Origin of the sequence: Parafrankia sp. Ea1.12, from assembly GCF_900465275.1 — a bacterium.
In the GTDB taxonomy this organism is placed as follows: Bacteria; Actinomycetota; Actinomycetes; order Frankiales; family Frankiaceae; genus Parafrankia; species Parafrankia soli.
Genome location: NZ_UBIZ01000137.1, coordinates 1 through 24,670, shown reverse-complemented (window position 1 = coordinate 24,670; position 24,670 = coordinate 1). Strand labels below are relative to the sequence as shown.

Annotated in this window: 18 protein-coding genes; 11 read left to right on the top strand and 7 right to left on the bottom strand. The window is 72.4% G+C overall.

Features of this window, described 5'->3' with window-relative positions; all coding sequences use genetic code 11:
* The 4 genes from FMEAI12_RS03480 to FMEAI12_RS03465 all read right to left on the bottom strand — a co-directional run.
* The coding region (locus FMEAI12_RS03480) for a glycosyltransferase (RefSeq protein WP_235013656.1) at positions 1 to 2,403 on the bottom strand (2,403 nt) is incomplete at its 3' end.
* Positions 2,404 to 2,658: 255 nt separating this feature from the next.
* Entirely contained in the window at positions 2,659 to 3,300 is a 642-nt protein-coding gene (locus tag FMEAI12_RS39685; RefSeq protein WP_020463309.1) for a WhiB family transcriptional regulator, read from the bottom strand.
* A 447-nt stretch (positions 3,301 to 3,747) separates the two neighbouring features.
* On the bottom strand, positions 3,748 to 6,582 hold the full coding sequence (locus FMEAI12_RS03470; protein ID WP_112104947.1) for a bifunctional FO biosynthesis protein CofGH: 2,835 nt from the start codon (positions 6,580 to 6,582) through the stop codon (positions 3,748 to 3,750).
* An 89-nt stretch (positions 6,583 to 6,671) separates the two neighbouring features.
* On the bottom strand, positions 6,672 to 6,953 hold the full coding sequence (locus FMEAI12_RS03465; protein WP_112104946.1) for a hypothetical protein: 282 nt from the start codon (positions 6,951 to 6,953) through the stop codon (positions 6,672 to 6,674).
* A 211-nt stretch (positions 6,954 to 7,164) separates the two neighbouring features.
* On the opposite strand from FMEAI12_RS03465, the gene FMEAI12_RS03460 reads away from it, so the two are divergent.
* From FMEAI12_RS03460 to FMEAI12_RS03445, 4 genes are all read left to right on the top strand, one after another.
* The gene (locus tag FMEAI12_RS03460; protein ID WP_071064544.1) at positions 7,165 to 7,749 is read left to right on the top strand and encodes a TetR/AcrR family transcriptional regulator; all 585 of its coding nucleotides are present in this window, start codon (positions 7,165 to 7,167) and stop codon (positions 7,747 to 7,749) included.
* Positions 7,750 to 7,869: 120 nt separating this feature from the next.
* The gene (gene cofD, locus FMEAI12_RS03455) at positions 7,870 to 8,874 is read left to right on the top strand and encodes a 2-phospho-L-lactate transferase (RefSeq protein ID WP_112104945.1); all 1,005 of its coding nucleotides are present in this window, start codon (positions 7,870 to 7,872) and stop codon (positions 8,872 to 8,874) included.
* 22 nt (positions 8,875 to 8,896) lie between these two features.
* Positions 8,897 to 10,456 (top strand): coenzyme F420-0:L-glutamate ligase, encoded by a 1,560-nt coding sequence (locus FMEAI12_RS03450; protein ID WP_112104944.1) that lies wholly within the window; start codon positions 8,897 to 8,899, stop codon positions 10,454 to 10,456.
* Positions 10,457 to 10,748: 292 nt separating this feature from the next.
* Positions 10,749 to 11,552: a DUF3105 domain-containing protein gene (locus FMEAI12_RS03445; RefSeq protein WP_112104943.1), complete on the top strand. Its 804-nt coding sequence runs from the start codon at positions 10,749 to 10,751 to the stop codon at positions 11,550 to 11,552.
* A gap of 38 nt (positions 11,553 to 11,590) precedes the next feature.
* On the opposite strand, the gene dnaN is transcribed toward FMEAI12_RS03445, so the two are convergent.
* Complete coding sequence (dnaN, locus tag FMEAI12_RS03440; protein WP_112104942.1) at positions 11,591 to 12,781, bottom strand: DNA polymerase III subunit beta; 1,191 nt, start codon at positions 12,779 to 12,781, stop codon at positions 11,591 to 11,593.
* Positions 12,782 to 13,176: 395 nt separating this feature from the next.
* Here dnaN and FMEAI12_RS03435 point away from each other — a divergent pair, with 395 nt between their 5' ends.
* The 6 genes from FMEAI12_RS03435 (at position 13,177) to FMEAI12_RS03410 (ending at position 20,635) form a co-directional block, all read left to right on the top strand.
* A complete protein-coding gene (locus tag FMEAI12_RS03435) occupies positions 13,177 to 14,484 on the top strand; it encodes an acyltransferase (RefSeq protein ID WP_071064536.1) in 1,308 nt (435 codons plus the stop codon).
* Positions 14,485 to 14,871: 387 nt separating this feature from the next.
* Positions 14,872 to 16,128 (top strand): septum formation family protein, encoded by a 1,257-nt coding sequence (locus FMEAI12_RS03430; RefSeq protein ID WP_112104941.1) that lies wholly within the window; start codon positions 14,872 to 14,874, stop codon positions 16,126 to 16,128.
* Between the two features lie 634 nt (positions 16,129 to 16,762).
* Entirely contained in the window at positions 16,763 to 17,140 is a 378-nt protein-coding gene (locus tag FMEAI12_RS36980) for a PASTA domain-containing protein (RefSeq protein ID WP_200835174.1), read from the top strand.
* Between the two features lie 31 nt (positions 17,141 to 17,171).
* Positions 17,172 to 18,224, top strand: coding sequence for a septum formation family protein (locus FMEAI12_RS03420; RefSeq protein ID WP_235013655.1), 1,053 nt, complete (start codon positions 17,172 to 17,174; stop codon positions 18,222 to 18,224).
* Between the two features lie 480 nt (positions 18,225 to 18,704).
* Positions 18,705 to 19,277, top strand: coding sequence for an Ig-like domain repeat protein (locus FMEAI12_RS03415; RefSeq protein ID WP_112104939.1), 573 nt, complete (start codon positions 18,705 to 18,707; stop codon positions 19,275 to 19,277).
* A gap of 119 nt (positions 19,278 to 19,396) precedes the next feature.
* Positions 19,397 to 20,635, top strand: coding sequence for a septum formation family protein (locus tag FMEAI12_RS03410; protein ID WP_112104938.1), 1,239 nt, complete (start codon positions 19,397 to 19,399; stop codon positions 20,633 to 20,635).
* A 104-nt stretch (positions 20,636 to 20,739) separates the two neighbouring features.
* Here FMEAI12_RS03410 and FMEAI12_RS03405 read toward each other — a convergent pair whose 3' ends face one another.
* Together FMEAI12_RS03405 and FMEAI12_RS36475 are read right to left on the bottom strand one after the other, a co-directional pair.
* Positions 20,740 to 21,429: a hypothetical protein gene (locus FMEAI12_RS03405; RefSeq protein WP_112104937.1), complete on the bottom strand. Its 690-nt coding sequence runs from the start codon at positions 21,427 to 21,429 to the stop codon at positions 20,740 to 20,742.
* A 1,618-nt stretch (positions 21,430 to 23,047) separates the two neighbouring features.
* The gene (locus FMEAI12_RS36475; RefSeq protein WP_160144229.1) at positions 23,048 to 23,197 is read right to left on the bottom strand and encodes a hypothetical protein; all 150 of its coding nucleotides are present in this window, start codon (positions 23,195 to 23,197) and stop codon (positions 23,048 to 23,050) included.
* Between the two features lie 95 nt (positions 23,198 to 23,292).
* Between FMEAI12_RS36475 and FMEAI12_RS03400 the strand changes: the two genes are divergently transcribed.
* Positions 23,293 to 24,670 (top strand): lytic transglycosylase domain-containing protein (locus FMEAI12_RS03400; protein ID WP_235013654.1); only part of this gene is annotated, 1,378 nt, incomplete at its 3' end.

Here is a 24,670-nt window from a genome sequence, read left to right as displayed (position 1 = left end):
GGCAGCGGAGGGCGGCCGGTGTGGGGCGGCGGCGGGGAACCTCGGCCCGCCCTGGGCGGCCAGGCTGTACGCGACCGGCCCCGACGGGCCGGACCGGCGCAGCACCAGGACGCGCGCGCCTGGTCCGCCCGTCCGGCTCAGCGCGGCGACCGCGCGGGCCGGGCTCTCCTCCTGCGCGGGACCCGGGATCGGCGTCGCGGTGGCCAGGCCGGCGGCGAACGCCAGCACACATCCGCCGAGCAGGACCGCCCCGACCCGGGCCGTGGCCGGCGCCCAGCCGGTGGCCACACCACCGACCCCGGAGGACGCCCGACGGCCGAGCAGGCGGGGGTAGGCGGTGAGCAGCAGGCACAGCGCCGCGAAGAGGCACAGTGCCACGAAGAGGCAGAGCACCGCGGCCTGCCCCTCGTCACCGGGAGCGCCGGCCACCAGGCCGGTCAGCTCCGAGCCCGACAGGGACGACACAGCGGCGGGCCACCACCCGACGCCCCCCGTGACGAGGCCGGGCAGCAGGGGGACGGCTCCCGCGATCAGCACACCAAGTACCGGCACCGGCCCGACCGGCGGCGGTTGCGTGCCCGGCGGCCGTGATCTCCGGACGGCCCAGGCCGCCGTGGGCAGGCCGACCAGCGTGATCGGTGCCAGCACCGGCGCGCACGCGACGACGAGGGCCAGGGAGACGGCGAACCGCCAGCCCGCGCGCCCGCGCCCACCGGCGTCGGCGTCGGCGTCGGCGTCGGCGTCGAGGCCGGTTCCGGAACCGGAACCGCTCGCTCCGGCCCGGACCGTCCGGCCACGGAGGAACTCGTCCCCCGCCGCGAGAACGGCGGGCAGCACCGCCAGGGCGACGGCGGTCTCGATCCGGCCGGCCAGCACTGATCCCGTGACCGGCGGGGACACGCCGTACAGGGCCGCCAGGCCGAGCCTCGGGCCGCGCGAGCCGACGAGCCGTCCCGAGGCCCGGTACGCGAGGTAGGTCGCCGCGGCCGGAGCGACGGCGAGCACGATCGAGCAGGTCGCGGCCACGCTGAGACCGACCGGGGCGGCAACGGACGACAGCGCGGCGAGCAGAGCCGTCCAGGGCGGTGCGGAGCCCGGCCAGCCGAGCACGCCGCCCACGGAGCCCTGCCAACCGGACCACACCATGGACCACAGGTCACCGGCGTACTCGGGCATTGGCACGCCGCCGCCGACGGCGTCCGGTGGCAACCGGCGGACGGTCAGGCCAGCCGCCCCGAGGAACAGGGCCATCACCACCGCGAGCGCCCGCGGCGGGGCGACCGCGCGGGGACCACTCGGCGCCCGGTCGGCGACCGCGCGGGGTCGGGCCGACAGCAGCTCGCGCACGGCACGCCGCGGCACCGCCACGCACCGGCCGAACCGCACGCGCATCCGGAACAGGGGCCGCGGGCTGGCGAGGACGGCACCGGCGATCCACAGCTCGGTCAACGCGTCGCGCCACCGGCCGCGGGAACGCGGGCCGCTCGGATCACCGCTGTCCCGGGGCGGGAGGAGCAGGCGGGCACCGGCCCGCGCCGCGCCCGCGACCACCAACGCGAGCACGGCCGGTACGAGGAAGGGCGCCGCCGTCAGCGCGAGCCGCACCCGCGCTCCCGCGACCCTCCCGACACGGTCGCCCGCGCGAGACGCGCCGGACGCGAGAGGCCTGTCAGCGAGAGGCGCGTCGGTGCGTGCGGGCGGCGCGAGCAGCACCGCCGCCGGGGGCACGACGACGACCCGCAGGCCCGCCCGCGCCGCGCGGGCGCCGAGATCCAGATCGAGGCCGGCGGTCATGTCCGCGGCCAGGCCGCCGAGCCGCTCCCAGGCCGAGGCTCGCACGAGCATCCCCGTGCAGGAGACGGCCAGCACGTCCCGCACGGCGTCATGCTGACCGTGGTCGGGCACGCCCGGGACGACACCGGTGATCCGCCGGCCGGCCCGGTCGACCGTCACACCCGCCTCGAGCAGGAATTCCGGTCGGGCGGCGTCGAGCACCTTGGGACCGAGGACCGCCGCACCCGGGTCGACGCGGGCGTAGGTGAGCAGCCGTTCCAGGGCGTCGGGCCGTGGCAGGACGCCGTCGTGGATCAGCCAGTAGAAGGTGTCGGGCGCGCCGCCCAGCCCGCCGTGCCGGATACCGGCCGCGACCGCGACACCGAAGGACGTCCCGGCAGGCAGGCTCAGGACGTCCCCAGCGGGAAGGCCCGGGACGTCTCGGGCGGGAAGGCTCGGGACGTCAGGGTCCGGGCTCGGCTGCGTGGGGCCGTCTGCCGCCGGAACCCACTGCGCCGGGATTCGCTGCGCCGGGATCGCGGGGCCGCCGAGCGCGGGGCCGCCGAGACGGACGACCACGATCCGCTCGGGCGGGCGGGTCGACGCGGTCAGCGCGACCACCGGACCCACCGGACCCACCGGGCCCGCAGCGACCGTCGGGCCCGCAGCGACCGTCGCAGGCGCCGCAGCGGTACCAGTACTGCCGAGACCGTTTTGTCGCGGGTCGTGGCCGCCGGGCGCCGCGGGCTGATCCCGCCGCGTCACGACGACCGCTACGACCCGCTGACCGGGACGAACGGCTCCTCGGGAACGAACCGCCCACCGGTGGTGGTCGGCGTCCCGCGTTGGTCTCGTCATCGCGGGCGCCGCCTGGTGGATCCGCCGTCAGACTGCCCGGCGGCGCTGCTTGCGCCGTTCCCGCTCGGACATGCCGCCCCAGATCCCGAACCGCTCGTCGTTCTCCAGCGCGTACTCGAGGCACTCGACCCGCACCTCGCAGCCCGAACAGATGCGCTTCGCCTCCCGGGTCGACCCACCCTTCTCAGGGAAGAACGCCTCCGGGTCGGTCTGCGCGCACAGCGCCCGTTCCTGCCATTCCATCGCCTCGCCGAGCAGGTCGCCGAAGCCGATGTCGATCACCTGGGCGAGGGAGTCGGACAGCGAGCCGTCGCCTCGGGGCAGGGTGACGCCCCCGGGGCCGACCAACGCGCCGTCCCGCGCCTCGTCCTCGTCCTCGTCGCCCTCGTCGTCCACATCGTCGTCGAGGTCGTCGGTCGCGGAGTCGTATCCGGTCTCGACGAGCTCGGGCCGGCCCCGCCCGGGCATGACCGGCGGCGCGACCGCCATGGCGGACGCCGCGGCCGGGCGCGGGTGCACCGCTCCGGCCGCGAGTGCCGGCGGCCCGGGAACGGGAACGGGCAGCGGACGTGCCACGGGCCCTGACTCCCCGACCGGACCCGTGTCGTGCTCAGCGGGACGCTCGACGTCCGCCAGGACGGTGTGGACGCCCGCGTCGGTGTGCTCCATATGGACTCCTCCAGACCCGTCGCGGTGCGGTCGGCCACCCCCCCGGACGCCGGCGCACGGCGCCTGGGATCCATTCCGACCGGACGTCGCCTACCGCACGAGTCCCGTCGACGGGGGGAATGACACGCCGGTAATTACACGCGCCAGACTTGGCCGCGTCAACCCCACCGACGCAACATCTTCTACAACCAGCGATGAGACCATAGCTCACAGTCACTGGGGCTCGTCACGGAGGGTCCCCGTGGTCGCACCCTCCAATACGGAGAGTGACGATCGGGCGGACGCGCCGGAGGCCCTCCGGTCACACAGGACCGGACGAACACCCCATACCGGACGCCGAGATTCTCGGACATCTCACCCGAACCTACACCGATCACCAGCGCCGACCGCAGGCCACCGAGACCCCGGTCACAGACCGTCACCACATAAGCGAGCTGTGACGAGCTCTCAGGTCACGACAGTCAGCATGGTGCGCGCCGCGTCACCACGTGCGGTACCAAGACGCTCCGCGGAGACCACGCCATATGTAGTGGTCCGTTGCCGAGCGGGACGGCCCGCGGCCTGCGCGACCTCCTCCAGCTCGGCTATGGAGCGCCGTGAGCCGTGTTGCGAGCCCGCCATCCGGCTGATCGTCTCCTCCATCAGTGTGCCTCCGAGGTCGTTGACCCCACCGGCGAGCACCTGGACGCAGCCCTCCGTACCGAGTTTCACCCACGAGCACTGGATGTTGTCGATCGCTCCGTGCAACAGGATCCGGGCCATGGCGTGCACCGCCCGGTTCTCCTGAACGGTGGGGCCCGGTCGGGCAACCCCGGCTAGATAGATCGGGGAGCTGTGGTGCACGAAGGGCAGCGCGACGAACTCGGTGAACCCGCCCGTCTCCTCCTGGATGCGGCGCAGCAGGCGCAGGTGGGCCACCCAGTGCGCCGGGGTGTCCACGTGGCCGTACATCATCGTCGCCGAGGAGCGCAGGCCGACGCGGTGCGCGGTGGTGACCACCTCGACCCAGGCGGCGGTGGGCAGTTTGCCCTTGGTCAGCACCCAGCGGACCTCGTCGTCGAGGATCTCCGCGGCGGTGCCGGGGATGGTGTCCACCCCGGCCTCCCGGGCCGCCGTGAGCCACTCCAGCGTCGACAGCCCGGTGCGGGCGACCCCGTTGGCCACCTCCATCGGCGAGAAGGCGTGCAGGTGCAGCCCGGGTGCCTGCTTCTTGATCTCGCGGGCGAGCTCGAAGTAGGCGGTGCCCGGCAGGTCCGGGTGGATGCCGCCCTGGACGCAGACCTCCGTCGCGCCGACGGACCACGCGTCCCGCGCGCGGGAGCCGACCTCGTCCAGGGAGAGCGTGTAGGCGTCGGCGTCCGCGCGGCGCTGGGCGAAGGCGCAGAAGCGGCAGCCGGTGTAGCAGACGTTGGTGAAGTTGATGTTGCGGTTCACCACGTAGGTCACGTCGTCGCCCACGGTCTGGGCGCGCAGGGCGTCGGCGAGGCCGCACAGCTCTTCCAGCGCGGCACCCGTCGCCCCGAACAGGGTCAGCGCCTCGGCGTCGGTGAGTCCGGCCGGGTCGGTGCTGGCCCGCCGCAGCGCCGCGAGCACCTCCGGCTCCGCCCGGGTGATCGCGCCGCACGCGCCGTCGGTGGTTCCCGTGGTGGCTGTGGTCTCTTCGGACCCGTCCTCGGACGGGACGCCGCCACCGGCCGCCGTGCCGACCGGGACCACCGTGCTGACCCGAGCCGTGTCCTCGGTGGTCTCCTCCCCCGCGGCGGATGCCACGGCTTCCGCGGCACCGGCGCCCGCCCGGGTGCCCGTGCCGTAGATCCCGTCCACCCCGGTGCCGGCGGCGCGCACCTGCTCGCGCAGGCCGGCCCAGTCGCCGTAGACGGAGTCGAAGTCGGAACGGGTGGCGGAGTGTCGTCCCTCGGTGTCCACCGCGGTGTGCAGGTCGGTGCGGCCGCTGTTCCCCAGGCCGCCGTCGGGCTCCTGCCACGGCAGCCCCGCCGCCCGGGCGCCCTCGGCGAGCAGCCCGTCCGGACCGGCCAGCGCCGCCACGTGCCCGGACAGCCGCGGGTCGATCCACGGCTCGTCCAGGTGTGTCGGGTGGACGGTCAGCCGCGGCCGCAGCGTGAAGCCCGCCGCCGCGGTCACCTCCCGCAGGACGTCCAGATCAGGCCAGGGCCGCTCCGGGTTGACGTGGTCCGGAGTCACCGGCGAGACACCGCCCCAGTCGTCGAGGCCGGCGGAGAGCAGCAGCGCGCACTCGGCGGTGTCGACGAGGTTCGGCGGCGCCTGCACCCGCATCCGCGGGCCGAGCACCAGGCGGGTCACCGCCACGGCCGCCGCGAGCTCCTCGGCGCCGACGTCCGGCTCACCGCGCATCGCGGTGTCATCCTTGGCCCGGAAGTTCTGGACGATGACCTCCTGGACGGACCCGTACTCGCGGGCCAGCCCACGCAGCGCGAAGATCGTCTCGGCGCGCTCGACAGCCGTCTCGCCGATGCCGAGCAGCAGGCCGGTCGTGAAGGGGATGGAGAGCCGCCCGGCGTCGGCCAGCACCCGCAGCCGGACGGCGGGCTCCTTGTCGGGCGAGCCGTAGTGGGCGCCGCCGGGCGTCGACCACAGCCGCGTCGCGGTCGTCTCCAGCATCATGCCCATCGACGGCGCGACCGGCTTGAGCCGCGCGAGCTCCGACCAGCTCAGCACGCCGGGATTGAGATGCGGCAGCAGGCCGGTCTCCTCCAGCACCGCGATCGCGACGGCGCGCAGGTAGCCCAGCGTCGAGTCGTAGCCGTGGGCGTCGAGCCACTCCCGGGCGGCCGGCCAGCGGTCCTCCGGGCGGTCGCCGAGGGTGAACAGCGCCTCGGCGCACCCCGCCGCCGCCCCCGCGCGGGCGATGTCGAGCACCTCGTCCACCGTCAGGTACGGCGCGGGCAGCCGGTGCGGGACGGTCGCGAACGTGCAGTAGTGGCAGCGGTCCCGGCACAGCCGGGTGAGCGGGATGAAGACCTTCGGCGAGTAGGTGACGACGCCGGGCCGCCCCAGGGAGGCGAGCCCGGCGTCACGCACGCGCGCCGCGGAGGCGCACAGGTCGGCGAGATCCTCGCCGCGCGCCGCGAGCAGGATCGCGGCCTCGGTGACGTCCAGGGTGACGCCGTCGCGCGCGCGGCGCAGGGCGCGGCGCATGGCGGCGGCGGACGGCGGCGGTTCCTGCCGGTGCCGGCTCCCCTGTTCCGGGGCCACCGCCTGCCCGGGTCGTGATCCGTCCGGTACCGCCGCCGTACTCGTCATGCGTTCACCCTGGGTAGTCGATGGATGATCGTAGGTGGATGTCCCCGCGGGGCCGGGCCGCCGTCAGGGCGGGTCGGCGCGGGTCCAGGTCAGACTGTGCCGGCGCCGCGGGTGGCCCGGGGGCCGGCCGCCGGGTTCCGCAGCCGCTCGAGGGTGCCGATGAGCAGGTTCGTCCGCCTGCGGGCGGCCAGCGTGTCGGTTCGCGCGGCTCCCGGCGCGGACGCGCCGCCGCGCAGGTCCGCGTGCCGGGCGGCCGCGACCTGTGGCGCGCGGGCCCCGGCGAGGGCTCGGTTGAGGGTGGCGGAGAGGGCTTCGAGGCTCTTGGTCGTGCGGGGGCTCCTGGTAGTCCGGGGGGTCCTGATCGCGGACATGGCGGTCCTTCCAGCGACGTGGAGAGCTAGGTCCATCTCACAGCTCTCTCTAACCAGAATCAAGAGATGGCTCCTACCGGCGCGGATCGTCACGCGCGGCTACCGTCCATCCCCTCCCCGCGACACGGGAGCCGCATGACGGAGCGGGCGGGACGACGCGGGTACCGGACAATCCCCTCCTGCCCCCCGCCAGGGTCGTTACGCTGATCAGGTGCCACGCAACCGCCAGGAGGTCCCGCGCGAGGAACGGATCGACGCGCTGCTCGCGGTCGCCGAGCAGCAGTTCCTCGCCCGCGGGTTCGCCGGTACCTCCATCGCCGAGATCGCCCGCGCCGCCGGCATCGAGCCCGGCTCGGTGTACTGGTACTTCCGGTCCAAGGACCACGCGTTCGCCGCCGTCCTGAACCGCCTGCTCGACGGCGAGGTGGACCGCATCGCGGAGCTGCCCGGCGAGGCGGCACAGAAGCTCTTCGCCGCGCTGGACTCGGTCGAGCGACGCCGCACGCTGCACCCCTGCGTCGCCGAGCGCGCCCCGCACGCCCCGCCGATCATGGAGTACCACGAGCGGCTGCACGAGTGGCTCCACGGCCTGGCGCTGAGCGCCGTGGCCGACCTGGTCCCCCAGCCCGACCACGAGATCGCCGCCGACGCCGTGGTCGCCACGATCGAGGGTGGCCTGGCCAATCCGGCGCCGAGCCGGCCCACCAGCCATCTCGTCCGCTACCTGCTGGCGTCACTCGCCGCGGTCGAGCACTCCCCGAACGCTCCGGCCACCGAGGTCACCACCACCAGCTGAACCACGACATCCGAGGGCGGGGCCGGGGGCCCCGGCCGCCGAGTCGGTGTCCGCGAGGCCCGGGGTTGCCGGCCGGGGTGCCGGGGTGTCGGGGCGGTGCGGGTGCCAGGATGATGCGACGTGAAGGTCACCGCATTGGCCGGCGGCATCGGCGGCGCGCGTTTTCTGCAGGGTGTCCGGGCTGCCCGCCCCGACGCCGAGATCACCGTGATCGGCAACACGGGTGATGACATCACGCTGCACGGCCTGCGCATCTGCCCAGACCTGGACACCGTGATGTACACCCTGGGCGGCGGGATCTCGGCCGAGCGCGGCTGGGGCCGGGAGGACGAGACGTTCGTCGTCTCGGCCGAGCTGGCCGCCTACGGGGTGGGTCCGAGCTGGTTCGGGCTCGGCGACCGCGATCTCGCCACCCACCTCGTCCGCACCCAGATGATCGAGGCCGGTTACCCACTCTCCGACGTCGTGACGGCGCTGTGCGACCGGTGGAAGCCGGGGGTGCGCCTGCTGCCGATGTCGAACGACCGGGTCGAGACCCATGTGATCATCACTGATGACGAGGGACGTCGGGCCGTCCACTTCCAGGAGTGGTGGCTGCGGATGCGGGCGCAGGTGCCCGCCGAGGCGATCCTGTCCGTCGGTGCCGCCGAGTCGAAGCCGGCGCCGGGTGTGCTGGACTCGATCGCGGACGCCGACGTCGTGCTGATCGGGCCGTCCAACCCGGTGGTCTCGATCGGGACGATCCTGTCGGTGCCGGGTGTCTCGGACGCGCTGCGGGTCACCCTGGCCCCGGTCATCGGCGTCTCACCGATCATCGGGGGATCGGCGGTCCGCGGGATGGCCGACGCGTGCCTGAAGGCGATCGGTGTCGAGACGTCGGCGCGCGCGGTCGGCGCGCACTACGGCGGCCGGCACCGTACCGGCGGTGCCACCTCCGGGGGAACGACCGAAGAGCTTGGTCACGGTCTGCTGGACGGGTGGCTGGTGGACGTCGTGGACGCGGCGATCGCGGCGGACCCCGACGCCGTACCCGGAGCTACCGTGAAAGCCGTACCGCTTCTCATGACCGATCTGGAGGCCACTGTGGCGATCGTGGAGGCGGCGCTGGAGCTCGCCGGTGTCTGACCTGTCCCCGGTGGGGACATCCATGTCGAAGGACGGACCGGAACCCGCGGAGGCGTCGTTCCCGGGCGTCGCCGCACCCGAGGCGGAAGGCCCGCCCCCGGTCGGCGGCGAAGCCCCGGTCGGGGAACCTCCGGCGGTGGAGGACGCGCTGCCGGCCGAGCAGTCCGAGAAGTCCGAGAAGTTCGAGAACTTCGGGAAGTCCGACGAGCAGGTGGGCACGGGCGCGGCGGAGCAGGTCGGCGAGGAGCCGCTGGCGGAGCGGGAGCTGCGGATTCTGCCGCTGGGCGGGATCGGCGAGGTGCGGCCGGGCGACGACCTCGCCGCGCTGATCGCCGTGGCCGCGGCCACGGGCGCCGGGCCCGGAGGCGGCCCCGGGCTGCGTGACGGTGACGTCCTCGTCGTGACGTCCAAGATCGTGTCGAAGGCCGAGGACCGGCTGATTCGGATCGAAGGCGACAGAGAGGCCACGCGCCAGGCCGCCATCGACGCCGAGTCCGTGCGCGAGGTCGCGCGCCGCGGCCCGACCCGCATCGTCGAGACGCACCACGGCCTCGTGCTGGCGAGCGCGGGGGTGGACGCGTCCAACATCGCGAAGGACTCGATCGCGCTGCTGCCGGTCGATCCCGATGCCAGTGCCCGCACGCTGCGGGACGGCCTGCGCGACCGGCTCGGCGTCGACGTCGCGGTGATCATCAGCGACACGGCCGGGCGGCCCTGGCGGCGCGGGCTGACCGACATGGCGATCGGCGTCGCCGGGATGGCGGCGCTGCGCAGCCACATCGGCGACATCGACTCCTACGGCAACGAACTCGGGATGACCGAGATCGCCGAGGCCGACGAGCTGGCCGGCGCGGCGGACCTGGTGAAGGGCAAGCTCGGCGCCACACCGGTGGCGATCGTCCGCGGGTTCGCGCGCCGGCCCGACGACGGGAGCGGGTCACGCGCGCTGCTGCGGCCCTGGGACGAGGACATGTTCCAGCTCGGCACGGTCGAGGCACGCCGCTCGGCCCCGTTCGCGCGGCGCACGGTGCGGGAGTTCGCCGACCTCCCGGTCGACCCGGCGGCGGTGCACCAGGCGATCGCCGCGGCGATCACCGCGCCCGCTCCGCACCACACCACTCCGTGGCGGTTCGTGCTGGTCGAGGCGCGCCGGCACGCCCTGCTCGACGCGATGGCGATGGCCTGGACGGACGACCTGCGCCGCGACGGGTTCGACGAGGACTCGGTGAGCAAACGGCTGCGCCGCGGCGACGTGCTGCGCCGGGCGCCGGTGCTGATCGTCCCGATGATGGTGACCGACGGCGCGCATCCCTACCCGGACGAGCGTCGGGTGCGGGCCGAGGAGCGGATGTTCACCGTGGCGCTCGGCGCCGCCGTGCAGAACCTGCTGGTCGCGCTCGCGGCCGAGGGCCTGGGCTCGTGCTGGGTGTCGTCCGCGCTGTTCTGCGGGGAGGTCGTGACCGACACGCTGGACCTGCCGCGCACCTGGACGCCGATGGGCGTCGTGGGTGTGGGGCACCCGGCCGCACCAGCGCACCCGCGGCCGACCCGTGACATCGCGGCGTTCGTCGTGGAGCGCTGAGCCGGGGCCGGCGCCCGGTACGGCCGCGCCGACGTCCGCCGGCGCGGAGCGGCTGGGGCCATGGTCAACGGCGCGGGGGCCTTCCGCTCGCCGGCCGGAAGGCTACGATGGCATTCACTTAATGGTCATGTTGAACTACGTACGGCTACCGTCCGGTTCATAGGACGTCCGGTTCGCGCGATCTCCGCCTGTCGGCGGACAGGCCCCGATCTCGCCGATAGTGGCGGTCGGCGGCGGGTCGGGCGGACCGCGGCGGCTCAGGCGTGTTCGACACTTCGTAGGATCGGGCCCCGTGGGGAAGAAGAGCGTCGCGCGCAACGCCCGTCTGGAGGAGCTCCGCCGCGAGCAGAAGCGGAAGGAGCGCCGGCGGGCACTGCTGATCTACGGCACCTCCGGCTTCGTCGCGCTCGCCCTCCTGGCCGGGATCATCGTCTACAGCGTCTTCGACAATCGGTCGAAGAACAAGGAGCGCAGCGTCGGCTACGTCGCCGCCGCCTCCCCGGCCGCGGTCACCGCGAACTGCACCGGGATCCGCAACGACCAGTCGTACGGCAACCAGCACGTGGGAGCCACCGACACGGTCGAGTACAAGGACTCCCCGCCGTCGTCGGGCAACCACGAGTCCGACCCGCTGCCCGACGCCATCCGGTTCTACAACCCGGACTCGGGCATCCGCGCCGAGCGGGCGGTGCACAACCTGGAGCACGGCTTCGTGGTCGGCTGGTACGACGCGAAGCTGCCCGCCGACCAGGTCGAGAAGCTGCGCACGGTCGCGGCCGACGCCGGGAACCGCTTCATCGCGATGCCGTGGACGCGCAACGACTTCGCGGGCGACCAGCACTTCGTGCTGACCGGCTGGGACCGCACCCAGCGCTGCGGCACCGTCTCCGCCGACGTGGTGAAGGAGTTCGTCCAGAAGTGGGCGAACCCGCCGCTCGACGGCGTGACCTGGGACTCGCCGACCGCGGCGGAATCCGGGGCCGCGGGTGGGACTCTGAACGTCACCGAGGACGGCCCGATCGACCCGGCGGCCGCGGCCGCGGGCGGGGTGGTTCCCGGCGCCGGCACGATGACCCAGGCCCCGACCGCACCCTGAGCCGGCGCTCCGGCGCGCTCGGGGGCGCGCCGGAGCGGTCAGGCGGTGCCGGTGCGGATCGGCATGAGCAGGTAGCGGTAGTCCTCACCGTCGTCCTTGCCGGTGAGGACCGCCGGCTTGCTCGAGGCGATCTCCGGGTCGGCGGTGGCGAACCCGATGATGGCCTCGTCGCCCTCGACCGCCGCCAGGCCGTCCAGCAGGAACGCGGGGTTGAACAGCACCGACAGCTCCGGGCCGTCGTACTCCACGGGCACCAGCTCGGACGCCTGGGCGCCCCCGCCGTCCCCCGCCTCGGCCACGACCTGGCCGGCGGAGAACGTGAACCGCAGCGGCGCCGTGCGCGTCGCCACCAGTGCGACCCGGCGGACGGCGGCCGCGAGCACCGCCGTCGGCGCCGTGACGGTGAGCTCCGACGTCTCCGGCAGCAGCCGGCGGTAGTTCGGGAAGCTCCCCTCCAGCAGCCGGACGATCGTCTGCCGGCCGTTCACCGACAACCCGAAGCGCGGGACCCCGGCCTCGTCGACCCCCATCCCGAGCATGACCCGGGACGCGGTGGTCGGCAGCTTCGCCACGTCGGCGAGCAGCCGGGCCGGCACGTGCGCGACCGCGTCGGGGTCGTCGACGGTGGGCTGCCACGGGATCGTCCGGACGGCGAGCCGGTACCGGTCGGTGGCGACCATCGTCAGCCCGCCCCGGGCGATCTCGAGCCGGACGGCGGTGAGCACCGGCAGCGCGTCGTCCCGGCCGGCGGCCGGGGCCACCTGCGCGACCGCCGCGGCGAAGCCGAGCGTGTCCACCTCGCCGACCGGCGGCGGGAACGCGGGCAGCACCGGGTAGTCCTCGACGGCGAGCGCCGGGATGCGGAACCGGGCCGCGCCGCACTCGATGATCACCCTGGTCTCGGTGGCCTCGACGACCACCGGCGCGTCGGGCAGGTTGCGCACGACGTCCGCCAGCAGCCGCCCGGGCACGACGACCCGGCCGGGCTCGGTGACGACGGCCTCGACCGGGGCCCGCGCGGCGACCTCGGAGTCGAACGCGGAGACGGTGAGCGCCGGGCCCGGCGCCTGGGCCTGATCCCCGGCCTGGTCCTGGTCCGGGGTCGGCATGGTGGCTTCCAGCAGCAGGCCCGTCAGCACCTGCTGGGCGCCGGCGGTGGGCTTCGGCACGTACCGGGCGGCCCAGCCCGTCGCGTCGGCGAGTACGTCGCGTTCCACGCTGAACCTCATGCAGGGATTGTCGCGCCGGACAACGCCGAATCTCCGCATTCCGCAGACCGCCCACCGCTCGCGGCGGCGCGGCAGGCCTGTCACCAGGGCCGTTGATGCGACATCCCGGGGACGTGGGCGGGGCGGGAGCCGGCCGCCGCCGCCCTGCCGCCCCGCCGGCTCGACGCGCCGCCGCCCCGTCCGCTCGACGTGCCGAGGGCTCGACGGCTCGCATGGCGTGTCACGCCGCAGTTCGCGCACGCGGCGGACCAGGTTATCCGCGACGACATTGCGCCGGCTATTGCGCAGCACCTTCAGGTACCCCCGACGAGGTGGGCGCCACTGATCGAAAAAGACCCGTCTATCGTTTCCAGTCAGTGCTACCCGTACTGCTGGGACCTGTGGGGGGAACCATCGTGGATAAGCTGACCGAAGATGCGAGCCGCGAACCGGCGCCACCGGCACGGAAGGTTCGACGAGCAACCATCGGCGGCCATAACCCCGCGCTCGACGGACTGCGTGCCCTGGCCGTCCTGACGGTGCTCTTCCACCACATGGACCTGGTGCCGGGCGGCTACCTGGGCGTCGATCTCTTCCTGGTACTCAGCGGGTTCCTCATCACGGGCCTGCTGCTGGCCGAGCGCGACCGGGAGGGCTGGATCTCGCTGCGCGCCTTCTGGGCCCGCCGTGGTTTCCGACTCCTTCCCGCCTTCTACATCTTTGTAGCAGCCGGCATTCCGCTCGTCCTTCTCGTCAAGGACACCGACGACCAGTGGCAGTTCCTTCGCAACGGGCTCGCAGCCCTCTTCTACGTCGCCAACATCCAGCGCACTCTGAATCCTCCGGACAGCGGCGCATGGTTCGGGCACGTGTGGACGCTCTCCCTCGAGGAGCAGTTCTACCTGCTCTGGCCGATCGCCCTGGTGCTGATCTGCCGCAGCGAGCGCTGGCGGCGGCGCCTGCCGGAGATCCTCATCAGCGCCGTGATCCTGGTGTTGATCTGGCGGGAGATCCTGATCGGCAGCGGCGTGTCGAACTTCCGCATCTACTTCGCGCCGGACACCCGCTTCGACTCGCTGCTCGTCGGCTGCCTGCTCGCCACCTGGCGCCACGAGGCGCTGCGTTCGGCGGCGGACGGCACCGCCGTGGCCGGCGACCTGTCCCGGGTCGCGGGCAGCCGCACCGCCCAGCTCCTGGCCCGGGCCGCTACGTTCGGCCCGGTGGGCCTGCTGGGCCTGGTGATCCTCTTCTTCACCGGTCCCGATCTGCACGGCCCGCCGAACTGGATGGCCCGCGGTGGCTACCTGCTCGTCGCCGTGCTCGCCGCCGTCGCCGTCCTGGGTGCCGACCAGCACCGGCCCGGCTGGTACGACCGGGTGCTCAGTGCCCGTCCGGCCGCCTGGGTGGGGCGGATCTCCTACAGCCTGTACCTGTGGCACTTCCCCGTCACCGGGGTCGCCAACGACTCGCTCGTCCCCCGTTTCGGCCGCGTCCCGGCGGCCGGCGCCGCCCTCGTCGTCAGCCTCGGGCTCGCGTCGGCGTCCTACTACTTCGTCGAGCGGCCCGTGCAGCGCCGCCGGCCGGCGTGGGTGAACGCCCGCGGCACCGCGCCGCGCCGCGGCCGGACGTCGATCGTGACGCCGTCCGCCGAGCCGCTGCTCGCCACCACCCAGCCGCTTCCGGTGAACGGCGATTCCGAGCCGGTTCGGCGCATTCACTCCTGAACCACCACCGGCCGCGGACCAGCCAGCCGCACGCCAGGTGAAATGAGCCAGCCGGCCGCAGGTGACGACTGTCAGTAATGACGTCGCCCACGGCCGGCTGGTCGTCGTTTGGGTGCTAGCCGCCTGACGTGGCAGAACGGAACGGCCCCGCGCGGCGCGCGATTGCCTTCCGTGACGGCGCTCCAGAGGCAGGGCTTTCCGCGCCCCAGCATGCCCGGCCCAGGTGCCAACTTCTTCACAGCTTGCCCTAATATGGCCGGCTGCACATCCCTCGGTATCCGGATCGTCGCATTGCGCGCACATTGATCTGCAGGCCGTCGGCTGTCGCGGACGTCGGCGACCACTCGCGACGCGTCCTGATCCTGCGTGTCCGAGGGAGTAACCGGCGTGTCCGGAAACAGCGCACCCACGCCGAACGGCGCCGAGCCCGACCCGTTCACCGATCCGTTCGCCGATCTGGTCCTCGACGAGGCCTTCATCGCCGGAGCCACCCGATACGAGGCCCCAGCCCGGACGAGAGCCGCGGTCGCCCGCTTCGGGCCACTCGAAGACGGTTCGACGCCCTGGCGCTCGTACGGCGGCGGCCGGCCACGGCGGGCGGGAGGTGCCTCCGGACCACTGCTGGGCCGCGGACGGGCGTCCCAGCCGATTCCGGAGATCTCGCCGCGGCCGCGGTCCCGGGGGCGGATCGTGCTGGCGCTGATCAGCGTCGTGCTGCTCTCGACCACCGTCTACGGGTTCGTGGCCTCGGCCGTCGACAGTCCGCCGTCCACCACGCTCTCGGCGGACCCGCCGACCCCGGCAGGTAGTGCCTCCGGCCGCGACGCCATCGCCGAGGAATCGCTACCGGATCTCTACCGGCGGGACTGGACGGCCGGTCACTGCTACACCTGGCTCCAGCGGGACGTCTCGACCGCGGTCAACGACGTCCCCTGCGCCGGCCCGCACCTGTTCGAAGCGGTCGGCCCACTCGACGTCGGCTCCGCCTATCCCGAAGGGGCGACGTACCCGTCGCCGGCCGAGTGGGTAGTGCTCGGCAGGCGGCAGTGCGAGCCGCTCATCACCGCGTATCTCGGCTACGGGCTCGACCCGTTCGGGCGCTTCGGCACGAGCGTCCTCCACCCCAAGGAAGCGGAGTGGGACACCGGCGAGCGGGACATCGTCTGCGGCCTCTCACTCCATCCCTCTCCCACGGCACCGTACGAGGTGCCCGACCTCGAAGGACAGGTCCGCGGAGCCGACCAGGCGCTGACCTATCCCACCGGGACCTGCTTCCGCACGAACGCCGAGGGCCGCAACGAGGTGGTCCCCTGCGAGCAGAGCCACCATTCGCAGAGCGTGGGCACGGCGACCCTGGCAGACACCGCCGAGGGCGCACCGAACAGCGCGCCTCTCTCGGCGGAGCGGCTCGACGAACTCATCGACGCGGCCTGCGCACCCCGCATCGCGCCCTATCTCGACCGGGGATTCGGGGGCGCGTCCGTACAGGGCGGATCGCATTCCCTCCCCCCGGCAAGCCGGTGGGTGGGAACCCGATCCACCACCTGCACCGTGAGCCTCGTCGACCGGAACGGCAGAAAACTGGAGACGACCGGCCTGCTCAGCCCGGACGACGACTCGGGGTCGTTCAAAGCGAACGTATGACAGCGGATCCCCTACCTGCTCCGCCCGAGCCGGAATCGAGCGGTGACCGCACTCGAACGTTACAAAAATTCTGGAGAAAAACGTCATGAGAAAAACCCGGAGGCTTACGGTAGCCGGGCGGAGTCGGCCGTTTCGGCCCGACATCGCAGGCCGCCCACGCCCACGCTCCGGCAGCCGCGGGCGGGCGGGCATCGTAACCGGACTGGCATGCCTTGTCCTCGCAGGCTGCGAACCAGGTTCACCGTCCCGGCCCGCCCCGATCAGCGCGCAGGTTGACGGAACACAGCATTCCGCACGGGGCGGTCCGGCGACGACGGCACCAACCTCCGGAACGCCGCACGACTTCCAGGTCGTCATTCCGGGTCAGACCTCGGCCCACGGCACTGCCGGAACTCCAGAACGGCCCTCGACCCCGGGTGCTCCCGGAACCATGTCGCCCTCGGGGGCGGTGGCGTCCCCTTCGCTCCCAGCACCTGGCCCTACGGCGCCAACTGGTCATGGACCAGTCCCGCCGCCTCCCCCGGCTCCGACGGTCCTACCCAGGTCGGCACCGCCGCCGGTGCCCGGCCCGGCACCCCGCCCGACGACCCGAGCGGCGACGACACCACCGGCAGCTAAGGCCACAGTTCCGAACGTGCGCGGCCTAACCCGATCGGAGGCGACAGACACTCTTCATCGGGCCGGGTTCTACAACATCTCCTTCTCCGAGGGATGCAGCACAAACGGAGAGCACGAAAAAGTCAATGGCCAGACTCCGGAGGCGGGCACTCCGACCACCTTCGACGCCCCGGTCGGCATGCATATCCATATTCTCAACTGCGTATCGATCCCGGACGTCGTGGGCATGCCGATGGGTAGCGCCGTCGACTATCTCGGCAAGCTGGGTTGGACACCCGTGGCCGGCCAGGGATGCGCCGTGGGCGACAACAGCGTGGTCGCGGCGATGACCCCGGCCAGTGGTTCCTACGCCCGACCTGGATCCCGAATCCAACTCGATCCGAAGTGCCGCTGAGCCATTCAGTGTGTCCGAAGGAGTAACCGGGGTGCCCGGAAGCAACAACCGCAACAGGTTCACATCGGTGGGCAACCGAGCGGCCCGGCTCTCCCGGCGGCTCCTACGACTCCGACAGCTGCGGGCGGCCAAGTGGCGCGATCACCTCACGACCATCGCGATCAACGCTGTTCTCCTTGGCGCCGTGATCTACGGGCTGGTCGCGCTGCACGGAGACCGCGCCGCGGACCGCGGGTCCGACGCGGCGGAGCAGACCGCCCCGGCGACCATCGACCCGATCGGACCGTCGACGACGGCATCCCCGAGCGCCGACGCCGGCGTCGAGTTCCTGCAACAGGACTACCAGCCCGGCCGGTGTTACTCCTGGCAACAGCATGTCGACTCGACCTCGACCCAGGACGTTCCCTGCGCGGGTGTCCACTACTTCGAGGCGGTCGGCGACACCCGCATCCGGCCGGATCATCCGAGCGACGGCGCCTATCCCACCCCCGAGGAGTGGGATGCCGTCACCGACAAGCACTGCCTGCCCATGATCGAGAAGTATCTGGGCGGCCCGCTTGACCCCGCCGGGCGTTTCTCCGCCGGCCTGATCCGACCCCAGAAGCCCGGCTGGGAGATCGGCCAGCGCACGATCACCTGTGGCATCACCGCCGGCATGACCGAATTTGATCCGCCCGCGTTCCGCCCGTTCGAAGGAAGCGCCCGTGGCGCCGACCAGTCCATGACGCACACCGCCGGAAGCTGCTTTCGCCGTGCCGGCGACGACGGGCTGGTCGAGGCTCCCTGCGAACTCCCCCATCACGCACAGAGCGTAGGAGCGGTGAGCGCGCCGGAGACTCCGGACGGGGCCGCGCCGTCCGATACCTGGCTCAACGAGAAACTCGGGCCGCGGTGCGGCGACCTCGCCGCCCCGTACCTGGAGATCGGCCGCTTCGACGGCGCGCTCGTCGAGCCGCAGTGGAACCTGATCGCGCCGGAGAGCTGGCGTGCCGGGAGTCGCCGCACCACCTGTTTCATCGGATTCGCCGACGAGGCCGGTTCCCCCATGACGGTCACCAGTGTCATGACCACGCCAGTCGTCTGAGCACAGCCGCGACAGCCCATCATTCCGGACTGCTCGGACCGCACTCGTCGTGCAGTCCGACGCCGGATATCGATCTGACCCCAACATCCTGGAGAAAGAATGAGAAGGCTTCTCGCCGATTCCCGGAAGAGACCGGTTCGAACCGGTAGACCAGGGGAACCAGGCCGTCCCGGCCGATACCTGGTCCGATGCAGGCAGGTCGGCGTCGCCGCCGGGCTGGCCTGCCTGATCCTGGCGGGCTGTGAACCGGTCGCCGGCGGAGGGCCCGCTCCCTCGACGAGCGGAACCCCCGTCACGACCGGCTCACCCGGCCCGACGCCCACGAACACCGCGCCCCCGACGCAGTCCTCACCGTCCGCTCCGGCCTCACCGGAGACCACACCCTCGCCCGACCCCACAGCAGACCCGACCGAAACGACACCGACGAGCTCGCCCGGGACGACGGACATTCGAATCACGCCAAAGCTGACCGTCTCCTTCATGTACCACGCGTCGTACATCAATACCCACATCACCATCGCGAATCCCGACAATCCCACCCAGGGCCCGATGCCCACCGGCACGGTCACGATTTACCAGGAAGCGGCGGCCATCGCGACGGTCCCCCTGGAGCACGACCCGTTTTCCGAGTTTCAGGACGCGGTCGCGCGGTGGAACAAGGACGTGGTGACGGGAAACCATGACTTCCGTGCCTCATACAGTGGCGACGAGCATTACCATCCCGGAGCCACGGAGTTCACCCACGAGGGACCAGCATCGGCGCTACAGGTCACGGTGCCCGAAAAGGTGATCACCGGGCAGACCCTGGTCGTGGACATCTCCCTGGACAAGGGTGTTCAGACCGCTCCTGCGACGGGCACCTTCGAGGTCCGGTGGGGCTTCGAGACCAGAACCGCTCCCGCGTCCGCGGACGGAAAAGCACAGGTCACTTTTCCCGTGTTCGCGGCCAGTCCACCTGGGAGCGCCTGGTGGGTTGACGTCAAATACATCGACGACCCGGTCTATCAGCCCACGCAGGCCCAGAAGCCCATCCTGATCTATCCGGCTGACTGACGCCGACCTGGTGCCGCGCCGCCCTCGATATCCCTGGACGGCGCGGCGCCTCGCCGGCACACCGATCGAATGCCCGCCGTTGGGCTCCAACAAAACCAATCTCCCGAGGAGACGCCGGCATGCCCGGGGACAGCGCGCCGCCCGCGCCGAAGAACGACGGCAGCAGCAACAGCGACGGCGGCAAGGACGATGGCGAGCGGGATCCGTTCGCCGGGCTCGTCCTCGACGAGACCTTCGTCGCCGGAGCCACCAGGTACGAGGCACCCGCCCGCACCAGAGCCGCGATCGCCCGCTTCGGACCGGTCGAGGAAGGACGCCCAGCCTGGCGACCGGGCCCGTCGCCTCGCCGGCGGCGAACACCATCCCGACAATCGCTCGCGACGACCGCACGCCCCCGGGCCTGGTCACCCGGCCGCATCGTCCTCGCACTGATCAGCATCGCGTTGCTCGGCTCCACCACCTACCAGTGCGCCAGGTCGAAAGTCGACAACCCACCACCCACCGCGCTGTCCGCCGACGCCCCGAGAGCGTTCTCTTCCCCCGGCGATCCGGCCACAGACGCCGACATCAGCCCAGACCTGCACCGGTGGGACTGGAAGCCCGGCCGGTGCTACCGCTGGCCCCAGGCGGCGGTCGACGTCCCCGTCGACGACGTCCCGTGCGCCGAGCCGCACCTGTTCGAAGCGGTCGGCCCCCTGGATCTGGAACCCGCCTACCCACAGGACGCCCCGTACCCGTCGGTGTCGCAGTGGACCGACATCGGGGAACGCCACTGCGGCCCGCTCATGACGCCCTACCTCGGCCGCCCGATCGACCCCTTCGGGCGCTTCGCCGCGAGCCTGATCCGCCCGCCGAAGTCCGGTTGGGAAGCCGGTGACAGAAAGGTCGTCTGCGGACTGATCTTCCGGGGCAGTAGCAAAAGCGACAACGTGTGGATCCTGAGCACGTTCTCGGGCAGCGTCAGGGGCGCCGACCAGGCACTGACCTACCCGCCGGGCACCTGCTTCCGCCACAGGGTCGACAACCATCAGGATCAGGTCCCGTGCGACCAGAGCCACCACACGCAGAGCATCGGAACGGCAACGCTGCCCGACACCACCGACGGCGGCCCGCCGTCACCCGAACGTTTCGACGAACTCGCAAAAGCCGCCTGCATGCCCCACGTCGCGCCCTACCTCGCCCATGACTTCGGCGGCGCTGCCGCCCAAGGCGGATGGCACCTGATTCGTCCCGAAAGCTGGCGCGCGGGAACACGATCCACCACCTGCACGGTCGGCCTCGTCGACCAGGCAGGCAAAGAAGTAGAGACGACCGGGCCCCTCAGCCCCACGGACACCTCGGGGACATTCACCGCATAGCCGTGGTGGGCCCTCGCCGCCGGCCAGGTCGTCGACACCAGTGGTGCCGGAGTCCTTCATCCAGCCGGCCGGCACCAGGCCCCGCAGTTCGCCGTCGCTGTCGGTCAGCTGTACCTGCCCGTCGACGGGGCCGCTTCCGCGATCCCGAAAGCCGCTGAGACACCTTCCTCGATCTCGAGCCGCGCCAGTTGTGGGTCGCTCGCAGTAGGTGCGAGATCGGTGGAGACTTCCGTCGCGGCCACGCGCAGTCGGCCCCGGTCTCCAGGCACCAGGGTGGTATCGATCTTCCGCCACCTTCCGGTGCCATCCCGGAAGTTCGTCGGACCGAGCGACATCTCTGATGTGCACGTACCGTCCGGGTTACGGAAGACGCTCGTCGTCTCGGTTCGCCGCTCCGCGACTTCGACCCGACCGGCCTTCGGGGCCGCGGTTTGCCCCGCGTCAGGCGCTGGCGGGTCCTTGACGACTGCCTCGTCGATCGGACCGATCTTCGCCGTCACCGAGGTCGGGGCCGCTCCTCGCTCGTTCCTCGCAGCCGGCTTCTCGAACGTAAGCGGCTTGTCGACGGTGGTGGGTACGGCGCCCGGCAGGTCGGGGACGGCCTTGTCGACCGCCGCCGGGGCCGGGGCCTCGACGGACTGGGTCGCCTCGGTCGGGACCTCGTGGTCGCGGCCGTCGGCGGAGCCCGAGCTGCTTTCGGGCAGGCCCATGTCCCGGAAGGGGTTCTCGAGTGCGACCGGGCGGCGGCCGCCGCCGGTGCGCTCGACGACGACCATCGCGACGACCAGGATCACCGGGATCAGCAGCAGCGAGATCGCCCGGAGTCGGCTCGGGCGGGCCCGGCGACGCCGGCGGCGGTGCGCGCGCTTGCGGGTCCGGGTCCGGGCGGGAGGCGGGGTCGGGGGCAGGCAGGTGCCGGCCGGGCATGGAGGGCTCCGAGATCGTGAGGGTGTCCGTGTGCGCGGACGTCCGGGAGTGGGCACGGTGACGAGCCGTGCCGGGAGACATCGCGGGCACGGGTGAGACCCGTGGCCGCCGCGTGTGCGGTACGCGGCGGCCACGGGGGCCGGGACGGCGGGCTCGGATGGCACCGGCCGGTCACGGCGTCGCCGAAGGTGGGCATGCGGCGGCGCCGTGACCGCCCGCCGGGAGGGGAACCCGGCAGGCGGCACGCATCAGGGACGGGAGACGGCGGGAGGACGGAACTCAGGGCGCGAGCAGTCGACGTGACGAGCCGGGAAACGTGACGGGTCGGGAAACGTGACAAGTCGAAAAGCGGTCCGGCGGAAATCACGCCGGTGACCTGCGACCGCGAAAGCAGGCGCAGCAGAGATCACGGGCAGTGCGAACTACGACGGGCGACGGGAATCCCGAGCGAGCCACCGCGCTGTGGGCTGGACGGGCGACACGGACCGCGTCCCGGTGGGCTCCGGAACGTGGTCCGTCGACCGGGAGCCGGCCAGAGCCGACATCCGGTGTCCGAATGTTTGCGGAGCGCAGCATTGCACAACTTTTGCTGCCCTGCCAAGCGGTCAGTGCAGGATCAAATACCTCTGGTAGGAGGATTTACGGACGGTGACCGGCCCGGATATTCCACGCTCATGCGCACGCCTGCGCGACGCGGCGCACGAGCCACGCACGGGCCGGCCTGGGCCAGCGGGCCGACATCGGCCCAGCCCAGCCCTCCTCCGGATGACATTCGACCGCAGATGCACCGATGATCAACAATGCGCGATCGTCGCGCCGAGTCACAGACAGCCCAACCAGGCAACTCTTTCGACCTAAACTGTTATCAAGATAACAGTCAGCGCCGAACCCTCCCGTTTCGGTAGCGGATAGTCCGGACTTTCTGTCACAGTCCTGTCTCACAACGCATCGTTCCGGCACCAACGTGGCTCGTAGTCGGCGGTCCGCCGCCGTGAGCACCTCAGAGTTCCTCACGGAGAGTGATGACCTAGAGAGCCGGCAGCCCGCTCCGGGCCGGTCTCGTGTGCCGGTCCGTGGCCCTCGAGCAGCCGTGCGGCTTCCGTCACAGCCGCACGGCGCCCGCCTGGTCCGGTGGTCGGCGAGGTTTCGCCTCCGCCGGACCAGGCCGTCCACAGACCCTGAACAGGTATTTCTTTCTCACGCGCCCCCGCGTCCGGTAGGCCGAGCACTGTCCGTCGGACGCCTCCGATCCCAGGAGTAGCGTGCCGGTGAGCCGTCATCGCCGACCTCATGAATCCCCGACCGGTCCTTCCTCTGTGCGCGAATCATCAGGTCAGCGTGTTCAGTTCAACGAGCACGGAAAGTCACGCGCACCCAGGCAGGACGCGGGTCGTCATCGTCCGCCGGGGAAAGCAGTCGCAGAAGCGGGGGCGGGCATTTCTTTCGCCCGGACCGGGGTTTTACCGGCTGTCGTTTCGGGCTCGGCTACGACACCGACACCGACACCATCACCAGCGCCATCCCCGGCACGTGGACCAGGACCGCGCCCGGCCGGTTCGGCTCGGAGGCGGGGCGGCCCGGCGGCGCGGGGCGGGTCGACCAGTGGAACCGCCCGGCACCGACGCCCCCCGCCATCCGACGAGCCTGCCTCCAGGCCCCGGGGCGCCAGGCACGCCAGGCCACCCCGACAGGCGCCGGCGCATCGGAGCCGGCGGTCGGGTGTGGTCCGCATGACGATGCTGCCGACCGCGCTCGCGGCCGCCCTGCTGTTGTTCTGCACCGCGGGGACACCCCGCGACGACGGCGGTGGTGGCGACCGCGACCAGCTCGGCACCACCAGTCCGCCGCCGGTCCGCCCGGGCGACTGGGCCATGCCCGAGCTGGTCCCCAACGGTTCGACCGCGGCGCCCGACCCGGCCACCCTCACCTCGCGGTCGCTCGCCGAGGATGCCACCGCCGACCCGGCCGACGTCCATTCGACGATCACCCTGACCGCCGCCGCACGGGGCGTCCCCGCCCGCCTGCTGGCGGCCTACAAGGAGGCGGCGGACCGGCTCGCCGAGGACGCGCCAGGCTGCCATCTGCCCTGGGAGCTCCTGGCCGCCATCGGCAAGGTCGAGTCCGGGCACGCCTCCGGGCGGCCCATCGCCGCCGACGGCACCGTCACCCGCCCCATCATCGGCCCGCCCCTCAACGGCGGCGGCGGCACCGCGCTGATCCGCGACAGCGACCGCGGCGCCCTGGACGGCGACACCACCTACGACCATGCCGTCGGGCCCATGCAGTTCATCCCGACCACCTGGCGGACGGCCGGCCGCGACGGGAACGGGGACGGGCGCAAGGACCCGCACAACATCTACGACGCCACTCTGGCCGCGGGCTACTACCTCTGCGCCCACGGCCGGGACCTGGCCGACCCCGACCAGCTCCGCGCGGCGATCCTCGCCTACAACCCGTCGGACGCCTACGTCCGCACGGTCCTGACCTACCTGAACGGCTACCGGCAGGGTGGCGCAGCCGTGCTGCCCCCGTCCGCACCCGCGCCTGCGCCCGGATCCGGGTCAGGGTCAGGGTCAGGGTCTCCGACCCTTGACGGCGTCCCGATCGTGGAGATGACGCCGAACGGTCAGGGCGGCGAACCGTCCAGCCCGCCGGGCACGCCTCCGCCCACTGCGACGCCGAGCCCGACGCCGCCACCGCCGGCGGGGTGCGAGCCACTGCGCGCGGCCGACCTCACCGTCACCCTCACGGACCTCGATCCCGACGTCGCGGGCTACGAGTCGCTCGATCTCGCCGCGAGCCGCACGCCGTGGACGGACGTCGACGTCACCGTCGAGACGGAGGCGGACACGACGGCCGGCACGGCGATCACGACGAGCCGGCGGACCGTGCCGGCCGGCAGTGGGAGCACCGCACCGGCGCTGCTGGTGCGGATCCCCGGCCCCAGCCTCGCCGTCGCCAAGCTGGCGGACGACAGCATCGTGCTCACCCTCACCGTCGAGCCCGCGGACGGGGCCTGTCCCGCGGTCGTGCGCCTGCGCATCCGCAACGTCCATCCGGACTCGTTCGCCCCGCCGGCCGCCCCGCCCGACCCGTCCTGGGGGGCGC

Excerpts from the sequence above, each read along its gene's own strand:
- FMEAI12_RS39685 (WP_020463309.1), bottom strand. The coding sequence starts at position 3,300 with ATGGAGCACACCGACGCGGGCGTCCACACCGTCCTGGCGGACGTCGAG.
- FMEAI12_RS03470 (WP_112104947.1), bottom strand. The coding sequence starts at position 6,582 with ATGACGAGTACGGCGGCGGTACCGGACGGATCACGACCCGGGCAGGCG.
- FMEAI12_RS03465 (WP_112104946.1), bottom strand. The coding sequence starts at position 6,953 with ATGTCCGCGATCAGGACCCCCCGGACTACCAGGAGCCCCCGCACGACC.
- FMEAI12_RS03450 (WP_112104944.1), top strand. The coding sequence starts at position 8,897 with ATGTCGAAGGACGGACCGGAACCCGCGGAGGCGTCGTTCCCGGGCGTC.
- dnaN (WP_112104942.1), bottom strand. The coding sequence starts at position 12,781 with ATGAGGTTCAGCGTGGAACGCGACGTACTCGCCGACGCGACGGGCTGG.
- FMEAI12_RS03415 (WP_112104939.1), top strand. The coding sequence starts at position 18,705 with ATGTACCACGCGTCGTACATCAATACCCACATCACCATCGCGAATCCC.
- FMEAI12_RS03410 (WP_112104938.1), top strand. The coding sequence starts at position 19,397 with ATGCCCGGGGACAGCGCGCCGCCCGCGCCGAAGAACGACGGCAGCAGC.
- FMEAI12_RS36475 (WP_160144229.1), bottom strand. The coding sequence starts at position 23,197 with ATGGCGGGGGGCGTCGGTGCCGGGCGGTTCCACTGGTCGACCCGCCCC.